Annotated in this window: 21 protein-coding genes; 10 read left to right on the forward strand and 11 right to left on the reverse strand. The window is 44.1% G+C overall.

Features of this window, described 5'->3' with window-relative positions:
- Positions 1 to 13: 13 nt before the first annotated feature.
- From NL626_RS07255 to NL626_RS07265, 3 genes are all read right to left on the reverse strand, one after another.
- The gene (locus NL626_RS07255; RefSeq protein ID WP_253657170.1) at positions 14 to 367 is read right to left on the reverse strand and encodes a hypothetical protein; all 354 of its coding nucleotides are present in this window, start codon (positions 365 to 367) and stop codon (positions 14 to 16) included.
- A 232-nt stretch (positions 368 to 599) separates the two neighbouring features.
- Positions 600 to 1757 carry an amino acid permease gene (locus NL626_RS07260; protein WP_017821614.1) on the reverse strand — a complete coding sequence of 386 codons (1158 nt, stop codon included), beginning with the start codon at positions 1755 to 1757 and terminating at the stop codon, positions 600 to 602.
- A 723-nt stretch (positions 1758 to 2480) separates the two neighbouring features.
- The gene (locus NL626_RS07265; RefSeq protein WP_005375472.1) at positions 2481 to 2792 is read right to left on the reverse strand and encodes a hypothetical protein; all 312 of its coding nucleotides are present in this window, start codon (positions 2790 to 2792) and stop codon (positions 2481 to 2483) included.
- A gap of 141 nt (positions 2793 to 2933) precedes the next feature.
- On the opposite strand from NL626_RS07265, the gene NL626_RS07270 reads away from it, so the two are divergent.
- Positions 2934 to 3266, forward strand: coding sequence for a helix-turn-helix transcriptional regulator (locus NL626_RS07270; protein WP_005375470.1), 333 nt, complete (start codon positions 2934 to 2936; stop codon positions 3264 to 3266).
- A gap of 111 nt (positions 3267 to 3377) precedes the next feature.
- Here the strand turns inward: NL626_RS07270 and NL626_RS07275 are convergent, their stop codons facing one another.
- The 3 genes from NL626_RS07275 to NL626_RS07285 form a co-directional block, all read right to left on the reverse strand.
- Positions 3378 to 3758, reverse strand: a complete 381-nt coding sequence (locus NL626_RS07275) for a hypothetical protein (RefSeq protein WP_005375467.1) — start codon at positions 3756 to 3758, stop codon at positions 3378 to 3380.
- 167 nt (positions 3759 to 3925) lie between these two features.
- Positions 3926 to 4312: a heme-binding protein gene (locus tag NL626_RS07280; RefSeq protein ID WP_064369145.1), complete on the reverse strand. Its 387-nt coding sequence runs from the start codon at positions 4310 to 4312 to the stop codon at positions 3926 to 3928.
- Positions 4313 to 4321: 9 nt separating this feature from the next.
- Positions 4322 to 5290, reverse strand: a complete 969-nt coding sequence (locus NL626_RS07285; protein WP_033906813.1) for an aldo/keto reductase family oxidoreductase — start codon at positions 5288 to 5290, stop codon at positions 4322 to 4324.
- 141 nt (positions 5291 to 5431) lie between these two features.
- Between NL626_RS07285 and NL626_RS07290 the strand changes: the two genes are divergently transcribed.
- Entirely contained in the window at positions 5432 to 6307 is an 876-nt protein-coding gene (locus NL626_RS07290) for a LysR family transcriptional regulator (RefSeq protein ID WP_136976484.1), read from the forward strand.
- A gap of 9 nt (positions 6308 to 6316) precedes the next feature.
- Here the strand turns inward: NL626_RS07290 and NL626_RS07295 are convergent, their stop codons facing one another.
- On the reverse strand, positions 6317 to 8074 hold the full coding sequence (locus tag NL626_RS07295) for an SgrR family transcriptional regulator (protein ID WP_136976485.1): 1758 nt from the start codon (positions 8072 to 8074) through the stop codon (positions 6317 to 6319).
- Positions 8075 to 8638: 564 nt separating this feature from the next.
- Between NL626_RS07295 and NL626_RS07300 the strand changes: the two genes are divergently transcribed.
- Together NL626_RS07300 and NL626_RS07305 are read left to right on the forward strand one after the other, a co-directional pair.
- Positions 8639 to 9178 (forward strand): redoxin domain-containing protein, encoded by a 540-nt coding sequence (locus NL626_RS07300; protein WP_005385152.1) that lies wholly within the window; start codon positions 8639 to 8641, stop codon positions 9176 to 9178.
- Between the two features lie 511 nt (positions 9179 to 9689).
- On the forward strand, positions 9690 to 10373 hold the full coding sequence (locus tag NL626_RS07305; RefSeq protein ID WP_005385150.1) for a hypothetical protein: 684 nt from the start codon (positions 9690 to 9692) through the stop codon (positions 10371 to 10373).
- A 195-nt stretch (positions 10374 to 10568) separates the two neighbouring features.
- On the opposite strand, the gene NL626_RS07310 is transcribed toward NL626_RS07305, so the two are convergent.
- Both NL626_RS07310 and NL626_RS07315 read right to left on the reverse strand, forming a co-directional pair.
- Positions 10569 to 10934, reverse strand: a complete 366-nt coding sequence (locus NL626_RS07310) for a helix-turn-helix domain-containing protein (protein ID WP_005375456.1) — start codon at positions 10932 to 10934, stop codon at positions 10569 to 10571.
- A gap of 167 nt (positions 10935 to 11101) precedes the next feature.
- Positions 11102 to 11686 carry an NAD(P)H-dependent oxidoreductase gene (locus NL626_RS07315; RefSeq protein ID WP_005375454.1) on the reverse strand — a complete coding sequence of 195 codons (585 nt, stop codon included), beginning with the start codon at positions 11684 to 11686 and terminating at the stop codon, positions 11102 to 11104.
- 270 nt (positions 11687 to 11956) lie between these two features.
- On the opposite strand from NL626_RS07315, the gene NL626_RS07320 reads away from it, so the two are divergent.
- Together NL626_RS07320 and arsB are read left to right on the forward strand one after the other, a co-directional pair.
- Entirely contained in the window at positions 11957 to 12298 is a 342-nt protein-coding gene (locus tag NL626_RS07320; RefSeq protein WP_064354579.1) for a helix-turn-helix transcriptional regulator, read from the forward strand.
- 85 nt (positions 12299 to 12383) lie between these two features.
- The gene (gene arsB, locus NL626_RS07325) at positions 12384 to 13439 is read left to right on the forward strand and encodes an ACR3 family arsenite efflux transporter (protein ID WP_042521522.1); all 1056 of its coding nucleotides are present in this window, start codon (positions 12384 to 12386) and stop codon (positions 13437 to 13439) included.
- Between the two features lie 36 nt (positions 13440 to 13475).
- Here arsB and NL626_RS07330 read toward each other — a convergent pair whose 3' ends face one another.
- Together NL626_RS07330 and NL626_RS07335 are read right to left on the reverse strand one after the other, a co-directional pair.
- Positions 13476 to 14255 (reverse strand): helix-turn-helix domain-containing protein, encoded by a 780-nt coding sequence (locus NL626_RS07330; protein WP_253657171.1) that lies wholly within the window; start codon positions 14253 to 14255, stop codon positions 13476 to 13478.
- A gap of 19 nt (positions 14256 to 14274) precedes the next feature.
- Positions 14275 to 14808, reverse strand: a complete 534-nt coding sequence (locus NL626_RS07335; RefSeq protein ID WP_253657172.1) for a YbhB/YbcL family Raf kinase inhibitor-like protein — start codon at positions 14806 to 14808, stop codon at positions 14275 to 14277.
- Positions 14809 to 14995: 187 nt separating this feature from the next.
- On the opposite strand from NL626_RS07335, the gene NL626_RS07340 reads away from it, so the two are divergent.
- The 4 genes from NL626_RS07340 (at position 14996) to NL626_RS07355 (ending at position 18973) form a co-directional block, all read left to right on the forward strand.
- On the forward strand, positions 14996 to 15787 hold the full coding sequence (locus NL626_RS07340; protein ID WP_213873907.1) for a PhzF family phenazine biosynthesis protein: 792 nt from the start codon (positions 14996 to 14998) through the stop codon (positions 15785 to 15787).
- Between the two features lie 210 nt (positions 15788 to 15997).
- Positions 15998 to 16945 carry an HlyD family secretion protein gene (locus NL626_RS07345; RefSeq protein ID WP_029561139.1) on the forward strand — a complete coding sequence of 316 codons (948 nt, stop codon included), beginning with the start codon at positions 15998 to 16000 and terminating at the stop codon, positions 16943 to 16945.
- Between the two features lie 4 nt (positions 16946 to 16949).
- Positions 16950 to 17876 carry an ABC transporter ATP-binding protein gene (locus NL626_RS07350; protein WP_253657173.1) on the forward strand — a complete coding sequence of 309 codons (927 nt, stop codon included), beginning with the start codon at positions 16950 to 16952 and terminating at the stop codon, positions 17874 to 17876.
- On the forward strand, positions 17876 to 18973 hold the full coding sequence (locus tag NL626_RS07355; protein WP_031778897.1) for an ABC transporter permease: 1098 nt from the start codon (positions 17876 to 17878) through the stop codon (positions 18971 to 18973). The genes NL626_RS07350 and NL626_RS07355 overlap by 1 nt, the downstream gene beginning before the upstream one ends.
- Positions 18974 to 18978: the final 5 nt, after the last annotated feature.

The following is an 18978-nucleotide window of genomic DNA, read 5'->3' on the forward strand; positions in this document are numbered from 1 at the left end:
TGTCCTTTCAAGTTTAATTGAACTCGACATGGATATAGCGATCATTAGAACGACGATAATAGCGGTCGTCCACTTTTAGATAAGTGAAATCTCCAATCTTTATGTAGGTACTATTCCGAGGAATTCGGTCATGGTAATAGTAACTGCGCCTTGGTCGTCGGGTCTCCACATAAATAACGTCACGATGTTTGTGTTTATGTTTATGCTTGTGCTTGTGCTTGCGCTTGTGTTTATGATGGTGGTGATGCGCATGATGGTGATCGTACCGATGTCCATGCTTATGCTTCGGGTCAGCCACCGCTTCTGTACTCAACACACCTAAAGACAACATAACGCCAACCATGGCAAAAGATAATTGCTTTGACACAACAGAGCCTCTTATTCATATCAACATCGATATAATAGAAGGGTGAATCACTGTACATGTCAGCCTTTCGCTAAGGAGTTTTACTAAAAAGTCAGCGCTAACCGTGATTATCAGAGAAACGTCAAACATCACAAATGCTGATGACTTTGAGTGGCCTGGGTTCGGCTATGAATACAAAAAAGCCGCCCGTTTGACTACGAGCGGCTCAGTTTTTAAATAAGCTAGCGTGATTTTATACTGCTTGGGCAAACAGCAAGAAACAGCCGAATAGGAAGATCATGCTCATTCCCATTGCGCCGCCACCAGCTTCATAAATATTGTCATCTTCTACCGGCACTTGGCGCACTTTCATGGTCATTGATAATGGGACAAAGACCGCGAGAAACACGAGAATAATCCCCGCGTAGCTGAGAATAGCTAGGAAGTGTTCTGGCGCAAATACAGCACCTAATAGTGGTAGCACAAAAGTAGTAACAAAAATCACTGGCTTACTTGCTTTCAGTAGGTCTGCATTTTGATCGTATAGCGCCATTGCAACACCTAAGAACGACGTTAGTAGTGCCAAACCAGTAAACATGGATAGGATGAACTCTAAGCCCTCGTATTGCTGACCTAGTACCGATATCAACTCTGTTACGTTGGAGTATTGAACAAGCTCATGAGGTGGTAGGTTGCCGACAACCGCTAACAACCATAATAGGTAACAAACAAGCGGAATAGTTGAGCCCACGATAATCATATTACGCAGCTGTGTTTTACTCGCTTCTTTGTTGTAAGTTACAAGCGATGGGATCACGACCATAAAACCGAAACTGGTGAAAAGCACCGAACTGGTTTTGATAAGTGCCATTTTATCGTCGCTCACAACCTCATCAAGTCCTTCAAACGAGACGCTTGGTGCAAGCGCAAAAAGTGTCAGGATCAGCGCTACGATCATGCCTAGGAACAAACCGCGATTCAGCTTATCTACTACCCCTGTACCTGCCGAAACAATGATACCAACTAAAAGAGTAAAACCGACTTGGCTTGAGATCGTAGATGTTGGAAGCCCAATTGAGGCTGTTACTTTTTGTACCAGATCACCCGCACCAATGATGTAAGCCATTAATAGACAAACTAACAGGGCGTAAAGCAAGCTGTTGGTTACCAACTGACCTCCTTTACCAAGCGTTTCGCGAGCAATTGCATTCATGCTCACACCACCACCTACTTTGCAACTGGCTTCAAGAAGGAGCAGCGCAGCATAAGTCGTTCCAGCCCAGATGAACAACATAAGAAGAGTGCCCCAAAGGAGGCCAAATTGAGCAAGCACCATTGGTATAGCAAGCATACCAGCGCCAAGAGCAGTACCTGCAACGATCAGGGAGCTGCCGACAAGTTTTAGGTTCACGGTTAATACCTCTAAATTCAATCCGTTAATTTCTCGCCAGTTGTGCTTTATCTAAAGCACACAACAAAACGCTCCGACTTAGTCAAAATTTGGTTACAAGAGCACTATGTTACAAGAGCCCTGTATGGCTAAGAAAACATGCAACAAAAGGTGGTTAATCATTTGCACATGAACACTTGAGAGTCATTTTTGGCGATGTCATCGTTGATGAAATGTGCGCAACTTTGGGTTCGAAGCAAAATTGTTCATCTTAATTCATCAACCCCATTCGTTATGAATGGATTTGGTTCGAAAAGATTGTAAGGCATAAGCAGGACGATTGAAAAGCAAAAGGTCAATCTTATAGCGATATATTTTAACAACTCTTATCTTTTACCTAAGATGTGTTGTTTTTTTCGTCACTAATTAGTCTTTTATCGCTTAAAGAGAAGGAAGAACGTGCTCAATGGCTCAATTTGGCTGGGTGTACAGATTAATTTACAGTTTAAGTGAAGGTGTTAGATTCCAAGGACGTAGCCTAGATCGGACAATATCGCTATTATTCGCTGCGTACCGACACTGTTCGGTTCACATACCTCTAAACACTGATTTACGGTTCGAAAATATAGGTAAATGAGTGTCCGAATGCTGGGTGTGGTTCCCCAGCATTTGCATCCTTTCTTTTAGATGTCATCAATTGATCGAAATTGCATAAATCTTGTATCGCCCGACTTTACGACTGTGTTAATACGCTTTATCTAGCGCGCCAATGATATAAGTTAACACTGGAATACCCATATCGGCGACCTGCTTCTCAGTCTCACTCATATTTTCATGCGCCATCCGCAGCTCTACTTCACTTATCGATTCTTTGTGAAGGTAAAGCTCTTTGTAGTTCATCAATCGCTGTTGTGACTGTTGAATCAGTGTCACAACATTCTCTTTAGTCTCACGATGTTGCTGATCAATTTCACTAAATAAATGATCTAAAATGCGTTGCATTTTGCGAATAGAAGCTTTCGTTTCTATTGATTTGTATGATTGATACTTTTCCATTGAGTTAATAACTGACTAAAATATTTACGTTTTTATAAGACAGTTATTTTTATACTGATTGCAAAGCAGGTAAATATGTAGTGGTTAAACTGGTCCACTTCTTGCTCCGTTTAGGTCAAAACTGTCCTTTCAGGAGAGCACATGCAGGTAGACCCTATAATTCAAGCACTGATCGCAAGACGAAAATCGAATGGCCTCTCCCGTGAGCAAATGGCAAACATCGCTGGAATGAGCGTAAAAACATATCAAAGGATCGAGCGCGGAGAGTCCGATCTTAAACTCTCACAATATCGTGCCATATTGCGTTCGCTTCATTTGACTGACCTAGATATTGCTTTAGATGTACGTGATGTTCAGCATGTCACAGCAAATGACTTAACGGCCGTGGCGCGATTGCTCTCACCGGAAGCTCAGTCCCTGCTCGTTCGCCTGTTATCGTTAATCCTTGAACAAAAGAACAAGAAAGGTGATTAACCACATTACTCATACCCAAACGATGAATGCCCTGTTGAGCGTTGAAACATGAATCGTTTAGACAAAAATAAAACTCGTCAAATGACGAGTTTTATTCTTTATATCAGTCCGTTACTCTAGGCTTTTCAGTTCCGATGTATCAACGCCTTTTATTGCATCTTTCGCCACTTTATCAGGATCAAAGACATCACGTTCTTCATATGAATTATCAATCATGCCTTGTCCTATCGCGGTCGCCTGCTTTTGTAACTTGTTACCCTCTACCTCACCAGCATCCCAGCCTTGCCGATAATCTGAGTCGGTTTGATACCTTGTTTCATCCTTAATATAGTGTTCAAAATCATTCCCTGCCTCTTGCATACCACTATGCCGACCGTCATGAAAGCCTTGGATATAAGCTTCATCATAACCGCTCTCTTTTAACGCGCTGTCACTCGTACCACAGCCTGAGAGGAGAACAAAAAATAGCGAAACGAATACCTTATGAAACATATTTAGGCCTCAAAGCTTTCAAATAAATTAATCATAGTTCGCGATTTCAACTTCTGCTTACTTCAGGCTATTAGATAGCATTGTGACTCGACGAAGCCTGTGAACTTGAGTCCCTACAGTGAGTACAAAGCTGGACAAAGCATCACACCTACTGATAAACATTATACTCAACGCGCGTTTAATACTTCCATCGCAAGTGCTTCATCATCTTGCTCAGCCAAACCGCTAATGCCAATTGCACCGACGACTTTCTCCTCTTGTTCTATAGGCACACCACCCATAAAGCCTGTGATCTTCGGGTCAGTCCAATAACTCAACTGCTTACCTGTCTCACGAGCCCAAGCGCCCAGATTGCCACTAGGCTGACGGTCTCTAGCCGAGGTGTAAGCTTTGTTCTGTGCCAACAAACCTGCTTGCACACTCACATCATCCATTCGGGCAAAACCGAGCAATTCTCCATGTGTATCAACCACGGCAACCGCAATGTTTTGCTTGCGAGCAGTCGCAATTTCCAATGCCGTTTGAATCAGAGTTTGAACTTGTACGTATTTCATTTTTCTCTCCTACGGGATCTCATGACCAAGGGTTTTCTCGAACAAGCCATACCAATGGCTACGTGATAGCGTGACGTTCTCTACTTGAGCACAAGCGCGAATACGCTGTGGGTTTGCAGTACCAATAACAGGCTGAATTTGGTTTGGATGACGCGTCAGGAAGGCTAAAACAATCGCCTCAGACGACACGCCATATTCAGCTGCTAGCGCCATTACCATCTCCGCCGTCTGTCTGGTGTTGTGATCATCAGAATGTAAACCACGCTCTGAGAATCTTCCTTGCGCCATACTGCCCCACGCTTGCAGCTGGATATTATGCTTACGGGCATGTTCCAGTGTTCCCGCAACGTAGTCAGATTCCGACGAAGGAAGCCCCATGCCTTGCTTAATAAAGTCAGACTTAGCCAGACTCATTTCCAACTGGTTCGCCACAACAACTTCGCCCGTTGCTTGTTGAAGAAGGTCAATTTGAGCACTGTTCATGTTAGAAACACCGAAGTGGTTAACTTTGCCAGCTTGTTTCAGGGCTTTTAGCGTTGTGCCCAGTTCTTCAAATTCAACCAAAGGATCAGGACGATGCAGCATCAAAACATCAAGATTTTCCACGCCAAGGCGTTCAAGAATGCCCTCAACAGAAGCCGTCACCCATTTGGCAGAGAAGTCATACTGCTTAACACCTTGCTCATCTCCTAGACGGATGCCGCACTTTGATTGCAGATACATTCGTTCTCGTAAGGTTGAGTCATTGGCTAAGATGCGCCCAAACACTTCTTCAGCCTTACCGAATTTGTAGATATCCGCATGATCAAAGAGATTGATGCCAACCTCTAATGCTGCCTCTACAGCGGCATAAGCTTGGTTTTCATCTTGGGCGGTTAATGGGTTGCGATTCCACTCCCCTCCAAGTCCCATACAGCCGAAGACCAAGCGGCTAACGTTAGGTAAGGTTTTGGCGAGCGGTAGTGTTGGATTGTTCATCGTTATTCTCACTTTTCCGATTTCTGCATCTTCAATTTCTTAAATTAACTCGAACCATCTTACCGTTCGTAAAAATTAGTTTAATACCGTAAAATCGAATTCATTTTCCTCGTTACCGAACAATTAAAGCGAGCAATAAAGATGGCAGATTATAAGAGAATCGAAAAACTGATGCTGTTTGCTGAAGTGGCTCAAACACTCAACTTTTCTAGAGCAGCAGAGCAACTTGGCATTTCTAAAAGTTACCTGTCGGAACAAATCAAGCGTTTGGAATCGGAACTCGCCACGCCTTTGATTGTTCGAACCACACGCAGCGTGAGACTAACAGCAGAAGGTGAATCGATCTTTGCACAAGCGGAAGATCTCAAACGCCGCGTAATGGAAATGGAAAAGAGTTTAAGTCAGCGATCTGAACAAATAGACGGTCTGATTCGTCTTACCGCTCCCAAGATGTTTGCTGAAGCGGTGCTGCATGATTTGTGCGTAGCGTTTCGCGCTTTACATCCAAACGTAGAGTTCGAGATTCTTTCTAGCTATCAAGCGTTTAATCTGACGGAAACCAGCGTTGATTTTGCGTTTCGAGCGACAAGAACGCCGCCAGAGAATATGATTGCTCATCACCTTTTGGACTACCACCACTGGCTGGTTGCCTCTCCTCAGTATCTGCAAGAAGAAGGTACGCCGGAGACATTAGATGATTTACAAGAGCATCAATGCTTAACCACATTGCATCAAAAAGAGTGGCCGTTAAAAACGGGAACAGTTCAAACCCAAGGTTGGCTTTCAAGCAATGAAAACCGCTTACTCAAAGAATCAGCCCTGTCTGGCAATGGCATTGCTCGGTTAGCAAGTTACTTTGTCGAACAAGACGTTGAGCACGGCCGTCTAGTGCAGGTTCTATCGGAAGAAACCGACCACCAGCACAACGCGGTTTACTTGGTGTATCCGCAGCTCATCTATCAATCGGCGAAAACCAGAGCCTTCATTGAATTTGTGAAGCAGCACTTTGCTCAATAACTAAAGCAGTTAATCCGCCGACCACACCGAGCGAATATCTGGCCAACCCCAGTTAGTAAGAGCGACGTCTTCTAAAACGCCTTGGAAACGCAAAGTTTGTGTATGGTGGAACATGGGTGCAATCCAGTATTCGCTGATCAACGTCGATGCAATTGGCTCCAATGCATTAAGGTAGTCCTCAAGTGGAACGAAAGATCTGACTCTCTGTAGTTGTTCATCTAACCATTGTGCGTTCTTTTCTCCCAAAGTGTGGAATAGCACAGCGTTGCTGAAGAAGTTCGTGAACGCTGAGGCATGACGATTATCATCTAGGTTTATGTTCGTTACGACCATTGTCTCATTTAGCTCACCGTTCTTAGCCTTCTCGTTCAGCTCACGGTAGGAATACATAACAATTTCTACTTTACTGCCAACACTCGCCAAACGATTAGAAATAGCCCGCGCACAGCGACGCAATGCGGTATAGTTATATCCTGCTATCGTAATGTGTTTAGGTAACTTAAGCGGCTCACTGAACGGACGGAGCACTGGCTTCCAACCTGGTAGCAGGTTATAAGCGGGTATACTCCCAAACACAATATTCTCGCGGCGCATCACTTCGGCCAAGTGCTCAGGTTGAATTAGCTCACTAATATAACGGCGCTGCGCTAAAGAGAGTTTGTGCTTAGCGTGCTGATTAAATAAGGCGAATAAACAACCATCTTCTACTCGGCTACGCTTGCTCGCCGATGAGTTTTCTCGGTTTTGCGTCGACATATAGTGTCCACACAAATCCTCCGCGGGCGACGCATCCCTTTGCAACGTATTTGCTGCCAATGACGGGTTCTCCATCTGCTCGTCATTAACAATCCAGATAGTCACCAAATCCGTTAGAACTCTACATGCATAGTAACCATTAAATGCTTGCAGTTTTAAACGACTTTCATTGTGCTCGACAACAGAGAATGGGCCACTTCCGACCACCAGCTTGTTATTCGCTACGTTAACTTGGCTTACTGGTTGAATGCCGTATTTCACTCCAGAAATAAGTCCAGCAAAGCCCAAGTCAGCTCGATTAAGCTTAAAAACAACTTTCAATGGCGTTGGCGCAGTAATGTTAGCAACATGTGCCAACTCTTTTTCGTAGTACTGTAGTGAACTCAACTTTGCAAACAAGCTAACCACTGTTTCTGCATCAATGGAATTACCATTATGAAAAGTCAGACCTGGACGAAGGTAGAAAGTCCATTCGTAGGTGTCTTCGTCATAACGCCAGTGATGTGCGAGTTCTGGTTGCACTTTCCCATTGTTATCACTCGAAACTAAGCAACAATAGATTTGCCTTAATAAGAAACGTTCGCTGCTACGCTGAAGTTGATGTGGAACGACGCGCTCAAACATTCGCTTATAGGTTAATTGAATATTGAGCTGTCCTTCTTGAACAGAAGCACCAGACGTTGTTTTTAACAAACGGCCAAATGCCATTTCGTCTTCATCTAATATCGCCAGTGCTTTTTCATACTTGCCTAACTTGATACGTTCAAGAGCCAAGCTCTCTTTTAAAACGTCTAACTCCATATTCAGAATAAGAGTCGATCGTTGGTTCCGCCCAGCTTTCGGGTGCCAGCTCAACCACGCCTTCTGCTGCATCTGCGTTAGCAGGCTACGAGCATGCCGAGAAGAAGTGAACATGATGTCGGCAATGTCCTGTAACGTGGTTTTTGTTTCATCACCAACGCTAAACGAGAGTAATCGTTGGTAATAGCGAAACAAATTGAGATCAGACACTGAATCAACCTTAGATCTGTGAAGTTTGTGGATAGGAATAGTTTACTTAAGTTGGCGGTAATAAAATAAGAAAACTTCCTAATTATCTGTTCCCCTTTTCCACAATTAACCTCCAAATTCGGCTTTAAAGCCCCATATATTTACGTTATTAGGAAAAAAGCCAACAAAAGCACTCTCTTTTTTATATCCCCTTTTATACACATAATTTACTCGTCAGCTAAAGGAGGAAAAAATGAAGAAGCCAATGATGGCGTACTTTTTTCGCCAACGCCTAGCTCAATCGAGTAATAAAATAGAAGTGATGACTCTGGTTTATCTTAACGATATGTTCCAGTGGTCATAGCCTAACCTCAAGCAGAACTTAGCTCCTGATACTACACCCCCACTTCGTTGTATCTTAAGTTCTGCTTTTTCATCTTTTGCACTCTACTACCTTATTTCAGGTTACTAAAAGTTAACTAGTTGAAACACCGCAAAACAGAGTCTACATTGAAGTCTCATCCCCCAATCGCTTTGTTGAGAAAGGGGCATTCATGGATATACACCACCAATTCGGGAGTCAATATGGCAACTTCAGTGAAACTTAAAGCGGGCGACAGCTTCCCTCATCTTCAAGCCACTTTGCTAGATGGTTCAAGCGTGACGTTGGGTCAGCCGCAAGGTGATGCGACTTGGCAAGCAGTATTCGTTTATCGTGGTAAACACTGCCCTCTTTGTACTAAGTACCTCAACGAGCTTGAGAGTTACAAACAGGCTTTCGCTGATGCTGGCGTCGATATTCTTGCCGTTTCTGGCGACTCAAAAGCACAGCTAGAGGGGCATCTAGAGAAACTCGAAATCAGCTTCCCTATCGCTTACGGCCTGACCGAAGAACAAATGAAAACGCTAGGCTTGTATGTATCTATTCCTCGATCTGAACAGGAAACCGATCATAATTTCGCAGAACCAGGTCTGTTTGTGGTGAATGAACACGGCGACTTACACGTGGTGGATATTTCAAACAACCCGTTTGTTCGCCCTGAGCTTGGCGCGCTATCACGCGGATTGGCATGGATTCGCGATCCAAACAATAACTACCCTATCCGTGGCACATTGGATTACTAATATCTTCTACACCCAAGTAAACTTTCTATCCTTAAATAAGCTAGGATTCTTGCCTCAGTGAGAATAACTTGGAATGCATATCAGATCCGTGAGATCTGATATGTATCAACAAGTTGGAAATAGAGTCCTTGTTCATTATACAACGCCTTGATGAAAAACGAGATCAGTGAAGCTCAGGCTCCCCTCAAACGACGTTAAGTATTTACTTCTAAGTCACTTTCACGATAAATACATGAAATTAAGACTAAAAACTTAGACTTAACGGATATATAAATCATAACGGTATCTACACAAGTAGTTGGCTAGCGATTATTATCCTATTGCAGCCCACAATTGTGCAATTCTAATAATTCATACCATAAATGAAAACATAGATACCGTAAGAGACAAAATAAAAGCAAACGATTAAATTACAAATAAAACACCGTTCAATTAAAAATAAAAATTTTCACTTTATATAAATATAATTAATCGTTATTTGCAATCACACATCTTAATTGAGAAATACAGTATGAATAAAATCTCTTTGCTTTATATGGCCGTTTGTATCGGATTAGTTGGATGCGGTTCAGGAGGAAGCGACAACGATCCAGCAAAAGATATACATCCCACCATTTCAAATCCGGAACAAATCAACGCAATGACGGTGGAAAAAGGTCATTTCTATTGTTCTGTAAACCAACAAAAACTGGAACACGGAGGGACATCTGCAAGCATGTCCTACCTGATTGAAAAGAAAAGAAATTCTACGGTTGTTGACGATTATGAATGTACCGAATACGGTTTAAAGAAAGGTGAGTCAATTATCGTCACTAAAAGTGCAATTGAAAACTTTTCATACTCAAAACATTATAAAAGCACGAAGAAGAATGACATTAATGGGTTTAAAATCATCTACCCTACAGGACTTACGACTCCGATTAATAAAGATTATGAAAAAATTACGATCACGTATAATACGGAGAGACCTGACGTTAACATTAAGATAATTCAATATTTTGACGAAAAGTCTAAATTATATACCATCAAAAAATATGAAAGCCACGTTAACGACAACTCACCAATAGGTTTAGTTGAGAAAGAGGAATTCGATAAATATTCCGATTTTGAAAAGAAACTGGAATTAAATAGTGCTTTTTTAAATTCAACTGAAGTGAGTGATTTATTCTACAACTTATTAAGTATGATAAAATAATAACTAAAAATCAAAAACTTAAAAAGTACGATTATGCTCAAGTAGCTTCGATATGCCTGACTCGAAAGAGTACGTTGTTTTACGAAACAAATTACGATTTTAATGAAGCACATCTAAGTTACTTGGGTATAAACGGCGATGTATTGTTAATCAGCTTTCAAAAGAGAGTGACGTTTGCGATTAACTACTTTGGTCTTAACGAAGCTCAATTTGATGCTTTTCAGACCAAATTCGCAAATCATCAAGAATCTTAAGTGCGGTACGGCCGAACTCTGTTAGTTCATAGCTGACTGCAATTGGGCGGTCGCTGATCACTTTACGCACCACCATACCTTCCGCTTCTAGCTCTTTAAGACGTTGGTCGATCATCTTTTTACTTGCACCGCCTAGCATGCGTGCTAAGTCATTGAAACGAACTGGGCCGTCTTTCAAATGATAAATCAGAGAACCTTTCCATTTACCACCAATTAGACGCATCCCTTTCTCGATAGCACATGGCTCCGCACATACGTTCGCCACTGACTTACGACCTTTGCTATCTACACTGATTCTGCTTTCCACAATACACCTCAAGATACGCACCTAATCTAGGTAATGAAAAGTAAGCTAGATACATTTAGTGCTTTAGAGTAATAAAAACGTCACCTCGCCGCAAACAAATAAAAATGGACCGCATGTAGCAGTCCATCTCAATTCATCATTCAGTTCGCACTATCTTTCTAAAAGGATTAGAAGTTTTCGTTAATGTGCGCTTCGAAACGAACAAAATCGTTTTCGATATCTGCGTTCTTCATCACGTCGTAACAAGCAAATGTAGGCAGTGCTGACATACCAAAGAAGCGGAAGTTAGCGTGCATGTGGAACATCAAATCGTCCACGCCTTTACCTTGGAATAGGTATTCGTTCTCATCATCAAACGATTCTTCTGGCGCGTTGAATGTCAGTGACAGCATGTATTTGCTGTTGGTTTGAGTGCCGCCTGTACCATAGTTTTTCTTTGGTTCTTCTGCGCTACGGCCATCGAATGCACATAGTGCGCCGCCCATACCCGCAGTAAACACGTCGTCCATGTATTTTTTGAATGACCAAGGCACAGACATCCAGTTGATTGGGCTTTGGATGATCACGCGATCAGCCCACTCAAAGTGTGCGAGTTGCTCATCTACGTTGATCTCATCTTGCATTGTCACAACGCGAACCTCATGGCCTTTTGCTTGCAGAAGCGTCTGTGCTTTGTCGACAAGAGAAGCATTTAGACGACCTTCTGAATATGGTGATGGTTCGTGTGCATTGATGATCAGTACGTTGCTCATGGGATTACCTTTAAATAAGTTCACAAGATGACGCAGTAACCATTGTGCGTCGGGTGTGGTTTATTATGGTAACCTAGAAATATAGTGCAATTAGTTAACTTTTAGTAACCTACTTAATTTTTTATTATATCACTGTTTTTAAAACATATATTTTTTCAATTTTTTATTCATCGTTATTTTACGATTAATTTTTTCATCGAGTTGTTGCATCTTCCACAGAGCAGGCGTACACTTTATCGCAATTCGACGATTAACTATTAAGGCCAGCGAATGAGTGATAAGTGCAAGGACACGTGCGAAGTTGTTTTTCAGACAACGCAACAACAGCTCGAGAAAGAACAAACTCTCGCAGCGCAAGCAAAAGCTTTGTCGCATCCAGCACGTTTGCGCATTCTGCATATCCTGCACACGCTCGATACCATGGGCGGTTGTTTGAACAGTGATTTGGTTTCTGAACTGGGTCTTGCGCAATCTACTGTTTCCGAGCACTTGCGTATTCTCAAGCAAGCAGGCTTTATCAGCGCCGAGCCAAACCCACCTAAGGTGTGTTACCGCATTCAACGCGACGCGTTTGATCAGTTCAATCTAGGCTTTTCCAAGTTCTTTGATTAATTCCCTTTGCACGCTGGTCAGGCGTGCAGAGATAAACTATACCTTCAACTATCGCCTTTCGACGATAAACGAATAAGAGAACACTATGACTACTCAAGTTTTAAATAGTGCCAGCGACAAAATGAGCTTCTTGGACCGTTACCTAACGGTGTGGATTTTTGTTGCAATGGCAATCGGTGTAGGTATTGGCGCAGCGTTCCCTCAAGTTGCTGAGTGGAATGAGTCAATGTCAGTCGGCAGCACGAACGTACCGCTCGCGATTGGTTTGATTTTGATGATGTACCCGCCGCTAGCAAAGGTGAACTACAACCTGCTAGGTACAGTGACGAAAGATAAAAAAGCGATCACGCTGTCTTTAGTCATGAACTGGATTGTCGGCCCTATTTTAATGTTCATCCTTGCATTGACTTTCCTAGGTGATCATCCGGGTTACATGGTTGGTATCATTCTGATCGGTCTTGCTCGTTGTATTGCCATGGTATTGGTATGGAACGATATCGGTGGCGGTAACAAAGAATACGGTGCAGCCCTAGTTGCACTAAACAGCGCTTTCCAAATCGTGACTTACAGTGTGATGGCATGGTTATTCATCACTGTATTACCACCAGTCTTTGGTTACGAAGGTTTCGTGGTTGATATCTCGATGATGGACATCGCGGAAAGTGTTCTGATTTACCTTGGTATCCCATTCCTAGCGGGCTTCCTAAGCCGTAAATGGCTAGTCGCTGCGAAAGGTGAACAATGGTACAACGACGTGTTCATCCCACGCATTTCACCAATTACGCTTATCGCCCTACTTGCGACCATCGTACTGATGTTCAGCTTGAAAGGTGAAATGATTCTTGAACTGCCAATGGATGTATTCCGTGTAGCAATTCCACTGGCTATCTACTTTGTGTTGATGTTCTTTGTCAGCTTCTTCGTTGGTAAGAAAATGGGCATCGACTACGACAAAAACGCATCGATTGCTTTCACGGCAACAGGCAACAACTTTGAATTGGCAATTGCGGTTTCTATCGCGGTGTTTGGCCTAAACTCAGACCAAGCTTTTGCTGGTGTCATTGGCCCGCTGATCGAAGTGCCTGTGTTGATTGCTTTGGTGAATGTAGCATTGCGAATGAAGGCCAAATATTATGACTAACCTAAAAAGCACAAAAAATACAAAAGCGGTAAAACATTAACTCACTACCGTTTTAATATACTCGCTGGGCGTTAGGCCGAACTTACTTTTAAAGCGTTGGCTAAAACGCCCCTCTGACTGATAACCACACAACTGTGCGAGAATAGCAACGTTATACGAGCCATTTTGCATCAAGTAAAGTGCGTGATTTAAGCGCACTTCTGCCAATACTTCACGATACTGAGTACCTTCTTGTTTCAGTTTTCGTATCAATGTTGCTCGGCTCATAGCAAAGTGCCCCGCGACCATATCTAATGGATGCTCCTCCCCTGGAGAGCGCGATAAGTAACGACTAAGTTTCTGACTAAAAGAGATATGTGAACTCGAGAACAACCGATGCAATAACCCTCTCTCAGCTAGCTGCTGATATAGGCCCATAATCCAATAGCGTTGTGTCGCTTCACTTAAGCTTTCCCGCTCAAACGAAAACAAAGCATTTAACGTCGCTTGCAATGCTTTATCTGTCTCAACAACGGGTACATAGTTTCCTAATGCGTTGCTCATGCTTAGCTCCAACATTTCATCGCTAGGCACACAGTGAAAACTGAACATTCGAGAAAGAAATCGCCCTTGTAGAGGAAGATTTTCAAAATTTAGGGATGCATTTGCTTCACAAAGCATGATATTTGGATGATGGATGTCGAGTACTCCATCTTTCCAGAAAAGATGTTTACTCCCCTTAACAATCTGAATAAGGCTTGGGGAGTGAATCCTGACATTACGAAGCTTCTGCTGCTGCTCCGCACGAAACAGCGTAACCTGATATTGGTGACCCATTCTCTCCCCTTATATTCAATTATCGCGTGTAAGTCGTGGTTAATGTCGTTTTACCCAAAGCAACACTATTCAAAGTAAACCCTACAATGGCTGGTGGCGTGTTTTCATCCAATTTCAGTTCTTCAGTTGGCAATGCCCACACCGTAAACTGGTAACGATGCATCCCATCATTCTTTGGAGGACACGCGCCGCCGAACCCCGTTGTGCCGTAGTCAATACGAGATTCTTTGCCGCCTAACTTGTTCATATCAATGCCTCGAGGCAGTTCGCTAACGGTGGATGGAATATTAAACGCTATCCAATGCCAAAAACCACTGCCTGTTGGTGCATCGGGGTCATACACGGTGATCGCAAAACTTTTTGTGCCCTTTGGAGCTTCTTTCCACATCAATTGTGGTGATTGATTCCCGCCATCACATCCCCAACCAGAGTATTCAAACGTCTTCGCCATCGGGTGGCCTTCTTGAATATCTCTACTCACGAGTTCAAATGCATGGGCAGAACCGACCGCAAAAACACTCAATGCCAAAACTGATTTGTAGATCGCTTTCATGTTTTTCTTCCTTTCAATGAATTCAACACTAGTGTAAGTACCCAGCAGTCCGAATCCTTGTCAGTAAGTATCAAAAAACACAAAATAATCTATAATTTTGACACTTTAAGATTCTAACACAAATTTCTTACTCTCTTAATTGCACTTGGTTTATGCTAATTAATCGCTCACGGAACAAGGAAGGAAAATGGAATTGGATATCTACGTGGTGGACGCCTTCACCGATACGCAATTCAAAGGCAACTCAGCAGCGGTCGTACCGTTAGAGGAATGGCTAGCCCCAGAATTGATGCAAAATATCGCGACAGAAAACAACTTGTCGGAAACGGCTTTTCTAAAATCCATTGGCGCAAACCGATATGAGATTCGTTGGTTCTCTCCGATTACTGAAATCGATTTCTGTGGACACGCAACACTGGCCTCTTCGTTAGTGCTGTTTGATGAGTTTGGCATTAATGGCACGATTGAATTTCATACTCTGGAAGTAGGAACCCTCACCGTAGAGAAGAATGCGCAAGGTAAGATCGAGATGACGTTCCCTGCTCGTCCTCCAAAAGCCGTTTCTGATATTCCCTCGGCATTGATTGATGGCCTAAGTTGCGATGTGGAACGCGTACTGCTTAGCCCTCAAGCGTATTTCGTGGTGGTCGGCAACCAGCAGGAGGTACTTGAGGTTCAATACCGTTCAGAGCACCTCAAGACACTCGCTCCTTACGATGTGGTCGTTACCGCGAAAGGTGATCAACAAGACTTTGTATCGCGTTACTTTTGGCCTGCAAATGGTGGTGACGAAGACCCCGTAACTGGCTCGATTCACGCTGGGTTAGCACCGTTCTGGGCAGAAGCGTTAGGCAAAGCATCACTGGTCGCTTACCAAGCTTCTCAGCGCGGAGGTATTTTGCACTGTGAAGTTACTGGCGAACAAGTAAGAGTATCTGGCGACGGCGTGCTCTACATGAAAGGCCAGATTTTTGTTTAAATGATATTCATGTAATCAACTTAAAAGAGCCAAGTAAAGCACGGCTTCAGCAGGATAAAGCCAGTTTCAATAATTAATCAATTGATGAATATTGAAGGAATTAACTTCCTAGCCGGACAAAACTGACTCACGTTACACTGAATGCAGTCCCACACTCTTCTATAGCTTGATACGAATTCGAGCTCACCTTCTTAGAGGAAGCGTCGCATGATGAAGCGAATCATTCTTGGCACCCTAGCCCTGACTCTTTTAACTGCCTGTTCCAAAGATGACGGACAGCAAGCCCTTGGCACACTAGAACGTGACCGCGTAACCTTTACTGCAACCTCTAGCGAGATAATTCGTGCCCTACCCATCAAGGAAGGCAGCCAAGTCACCGAAGGAGAAGTGCTGGTTCAGCTCGATACAAAGAACCAAGAAGCCGTTTTAGCTCACGCCGTAGCCGAACAAGCCAAGGCTGACGCCTATCTTTTGAAATTGACCAATGGTGAGCGACCAGAAGACATTGCCGCAGCGCAAGCACGCGTTGCCAGAGCGGAAGCTCAATTGGTTGAAGCGCAAAAGAACTACCAACGTAAGGCGGAGTTAGTTCGTAAAAAACTCATCAGCCAATCAGAAAAAGACACCGCTTTAGCAGCCAGAGATTCTGCCCGTGCAGAGCTAGACTCCTCACAAGAAGAGTTCAGCAAACTGACCGCTGGCTCTCGTCCTGAAGATATTGAACAAGCAAAAGCCGCACTCATGGCAGCAAAAGCCGATGTGGCACTACAAGAACAGAAACTGGCAGAACTCACCATCACCGCCACGCGAGATGGCTTGTTAGATAACCTACCGTTTAACCTTGGCGAACGCGTTCCTGTGAATGGTGTAGTTGCTGTAATACAAGCCAGCCGCGTCCCATACGCTCGCGTTTACGTTCCTGCCAACTACCGAGTCGATTTTGTGCCGGGTAAAACGGTTAACGTGCATGTAGATGGCGTTGAGCAACCATATAGCGGCACCGTTCGTTGGGTTGCGACTGAGCCTTCATTTACGCCTTATTTCGCGCTTACCGAGGAAGAACGCTCGCGTTTGATGTACCTTGCAGAAGTCGACCTACAAGACTCAGCACAATCCTTGCCTTCGGGCATTCCAGCGCAAGTGGATTTGGTGGAGTAAGCCAATGACCGAATACGCGATTCAAGCTGAAAATGTAGTGAAGAAGTTTGGTGACTTCACCGCCATCAACAACATCACGCTCAATGTACCCAAAGGCAGTATTTATGGTTTTCTTGGTCCCAACGGCTGCGGTAAATCAACAACCATTCGTGTGCTGACTGGCTTGCTTAGCCCAAGTGAGGGCAACGTGGATGTGCTTGGGCTAGAGATCCCAAAACAATCTGAGCTTCTGCGCCTCAAGATTGGCTACATGACACAAAAGTTCTCCCTCTATGATGACCTGACAGTTCAAGAGAATCTTGAGTTTATTGGACAAATCTTTGGTATGGAAACCAAGGCTCTGAAAGCTCGCATCGAAGAACAACTATCCACCTACGGTCTCGACCAGCTGCGTAAACAGCGCGTCGGCGGAATGAGTGGCGGCCAGAAACAACGCTTGTCTCTCGCCGCAGCCACTATGCACAAACCAGAACTGTTGTTTCTCGATGAGCCCACATCTGCGGTTGACCCAGAGAACCGACGCGATTTCTGGGAGCAGTTGTTTGATCTCTCTGACCAAGGCACGACGATTTTGGTCACAACGCACTACATGGACGAAGCAGAGCGCTGTCATCGTCTGGCGATTATGGAAGCTGGGGAAATCCGCGCCGATGGTGAGCCAGAAGAACTCATGGCCCAAATGGGCGTTAACATCGTTGAAGTCAAAGCGGATAACTTACGCGAGCTAAAAGAGAAAGTCATTCGACGCGAAGAGGTGCGCTCGGCCGCACAGCTCGGCATTCGCTTACGCATTTTGATCCACCAGCACATCGAACAACCGCTCGAATGGTTAACCCAAACCTTTCCTGCGCTTGATGGCTGCGAGATGAACATTGCTCGTCCTAGCTTGGAAGATGTGTTTGTCAGCGTTACGGGAGAAGGTCGCCAATGATGAAATCTATTGCCCGCATGAAAGCGGTGATGATCAAAGAGATCCGTCAGCTTTCACGTGACCGCATTACCTTTGGCATGGTCGTAATGATCCCCCTGATTCAACTTCTGCTATTTGGCTTTGCCATTAATACGGATATTCGCAACATTCCCGTTGGCGTCGTCGATCAAAGTGGCAGCACTGCCGGGCGCGTGATCACTGAGTCCGTCAAAGTCACACAAGTGGTCGATGTGGTCGAAACCTTCGCTACCGCTTCTGAAGCCGAGCAAGCCATTCAAGACGGTTTGGTGCGAGCGGCTTTAATTCTACCTAGCGACCTAACCCAACGCATGGTGCAAGGTAGAGAGCTTGGCCAGTGGATTGTGGATGGTTCAGACACCATGATCAGCTCAGCGATTCTCTCACTGCAAACCATGCCGTTAACGGATTTTGATTTTGAGATACGCCCTGCCCCAACCAAAACCTTTGAAGTTGCGCTGTATTACAACCCGAGTCGGCGCTCGGCGGTGAACATTGTCCCCGGTTTATTGGGCGTGATTCTAACCATGACGATGATCTTGTTCACCAGCGCAGCCATTGTTCGAGAACGGGAACGTGGCAATTTAGAGTTACTGATTACTACGCCAATCCACTCCATCGAACTCATGGTAGCGAAGATCATTCCCTACATCTTTGTTGGTCTGATACAGGTGTTTATCATTTTAGGCTTGGGTCATTGGATATTTGGTGTACCGATAAACGGCGCCATTAGTCAGATACTGTTTGGCACGCTGTTGTTTATCGCCGCGAGTTTAACCTTAGGTTTGGTGATATCCACCATTGCGACGACGCAGCTTCAAGCAATGCAGATGACGGTGTTTATTCTTTTGCCATCGATTCTTCTATCCGGATTTATGTTCCCTTATGAAGGAATGCCCATCGCGGCACAATGGATATCCGAAGCGCTGCCTGCCACCCACTTTATGCGAATTATTCGTGGTGTGGTGCTGCGTGGTGCAGACCTAATGGAGCTATGGCGAGATACAGTTTGGTTACTTGGATTCACCGTTATCGGCCTTATTGTCGCTTCATTTCGCTTCAAAAAATCACTCGACTAATTCCA

The sequence above is a fragment of the Vibrio sp. Y58_MX_L22 genome, from assembly GCF_024181865.1.
Classification (GTDB): Bacteria; Pseudomonadota; Gammaproteobacteria; order Enterobacterales; family Vibrionaceae; genus Vibrio; species Vibrio alginolyticus.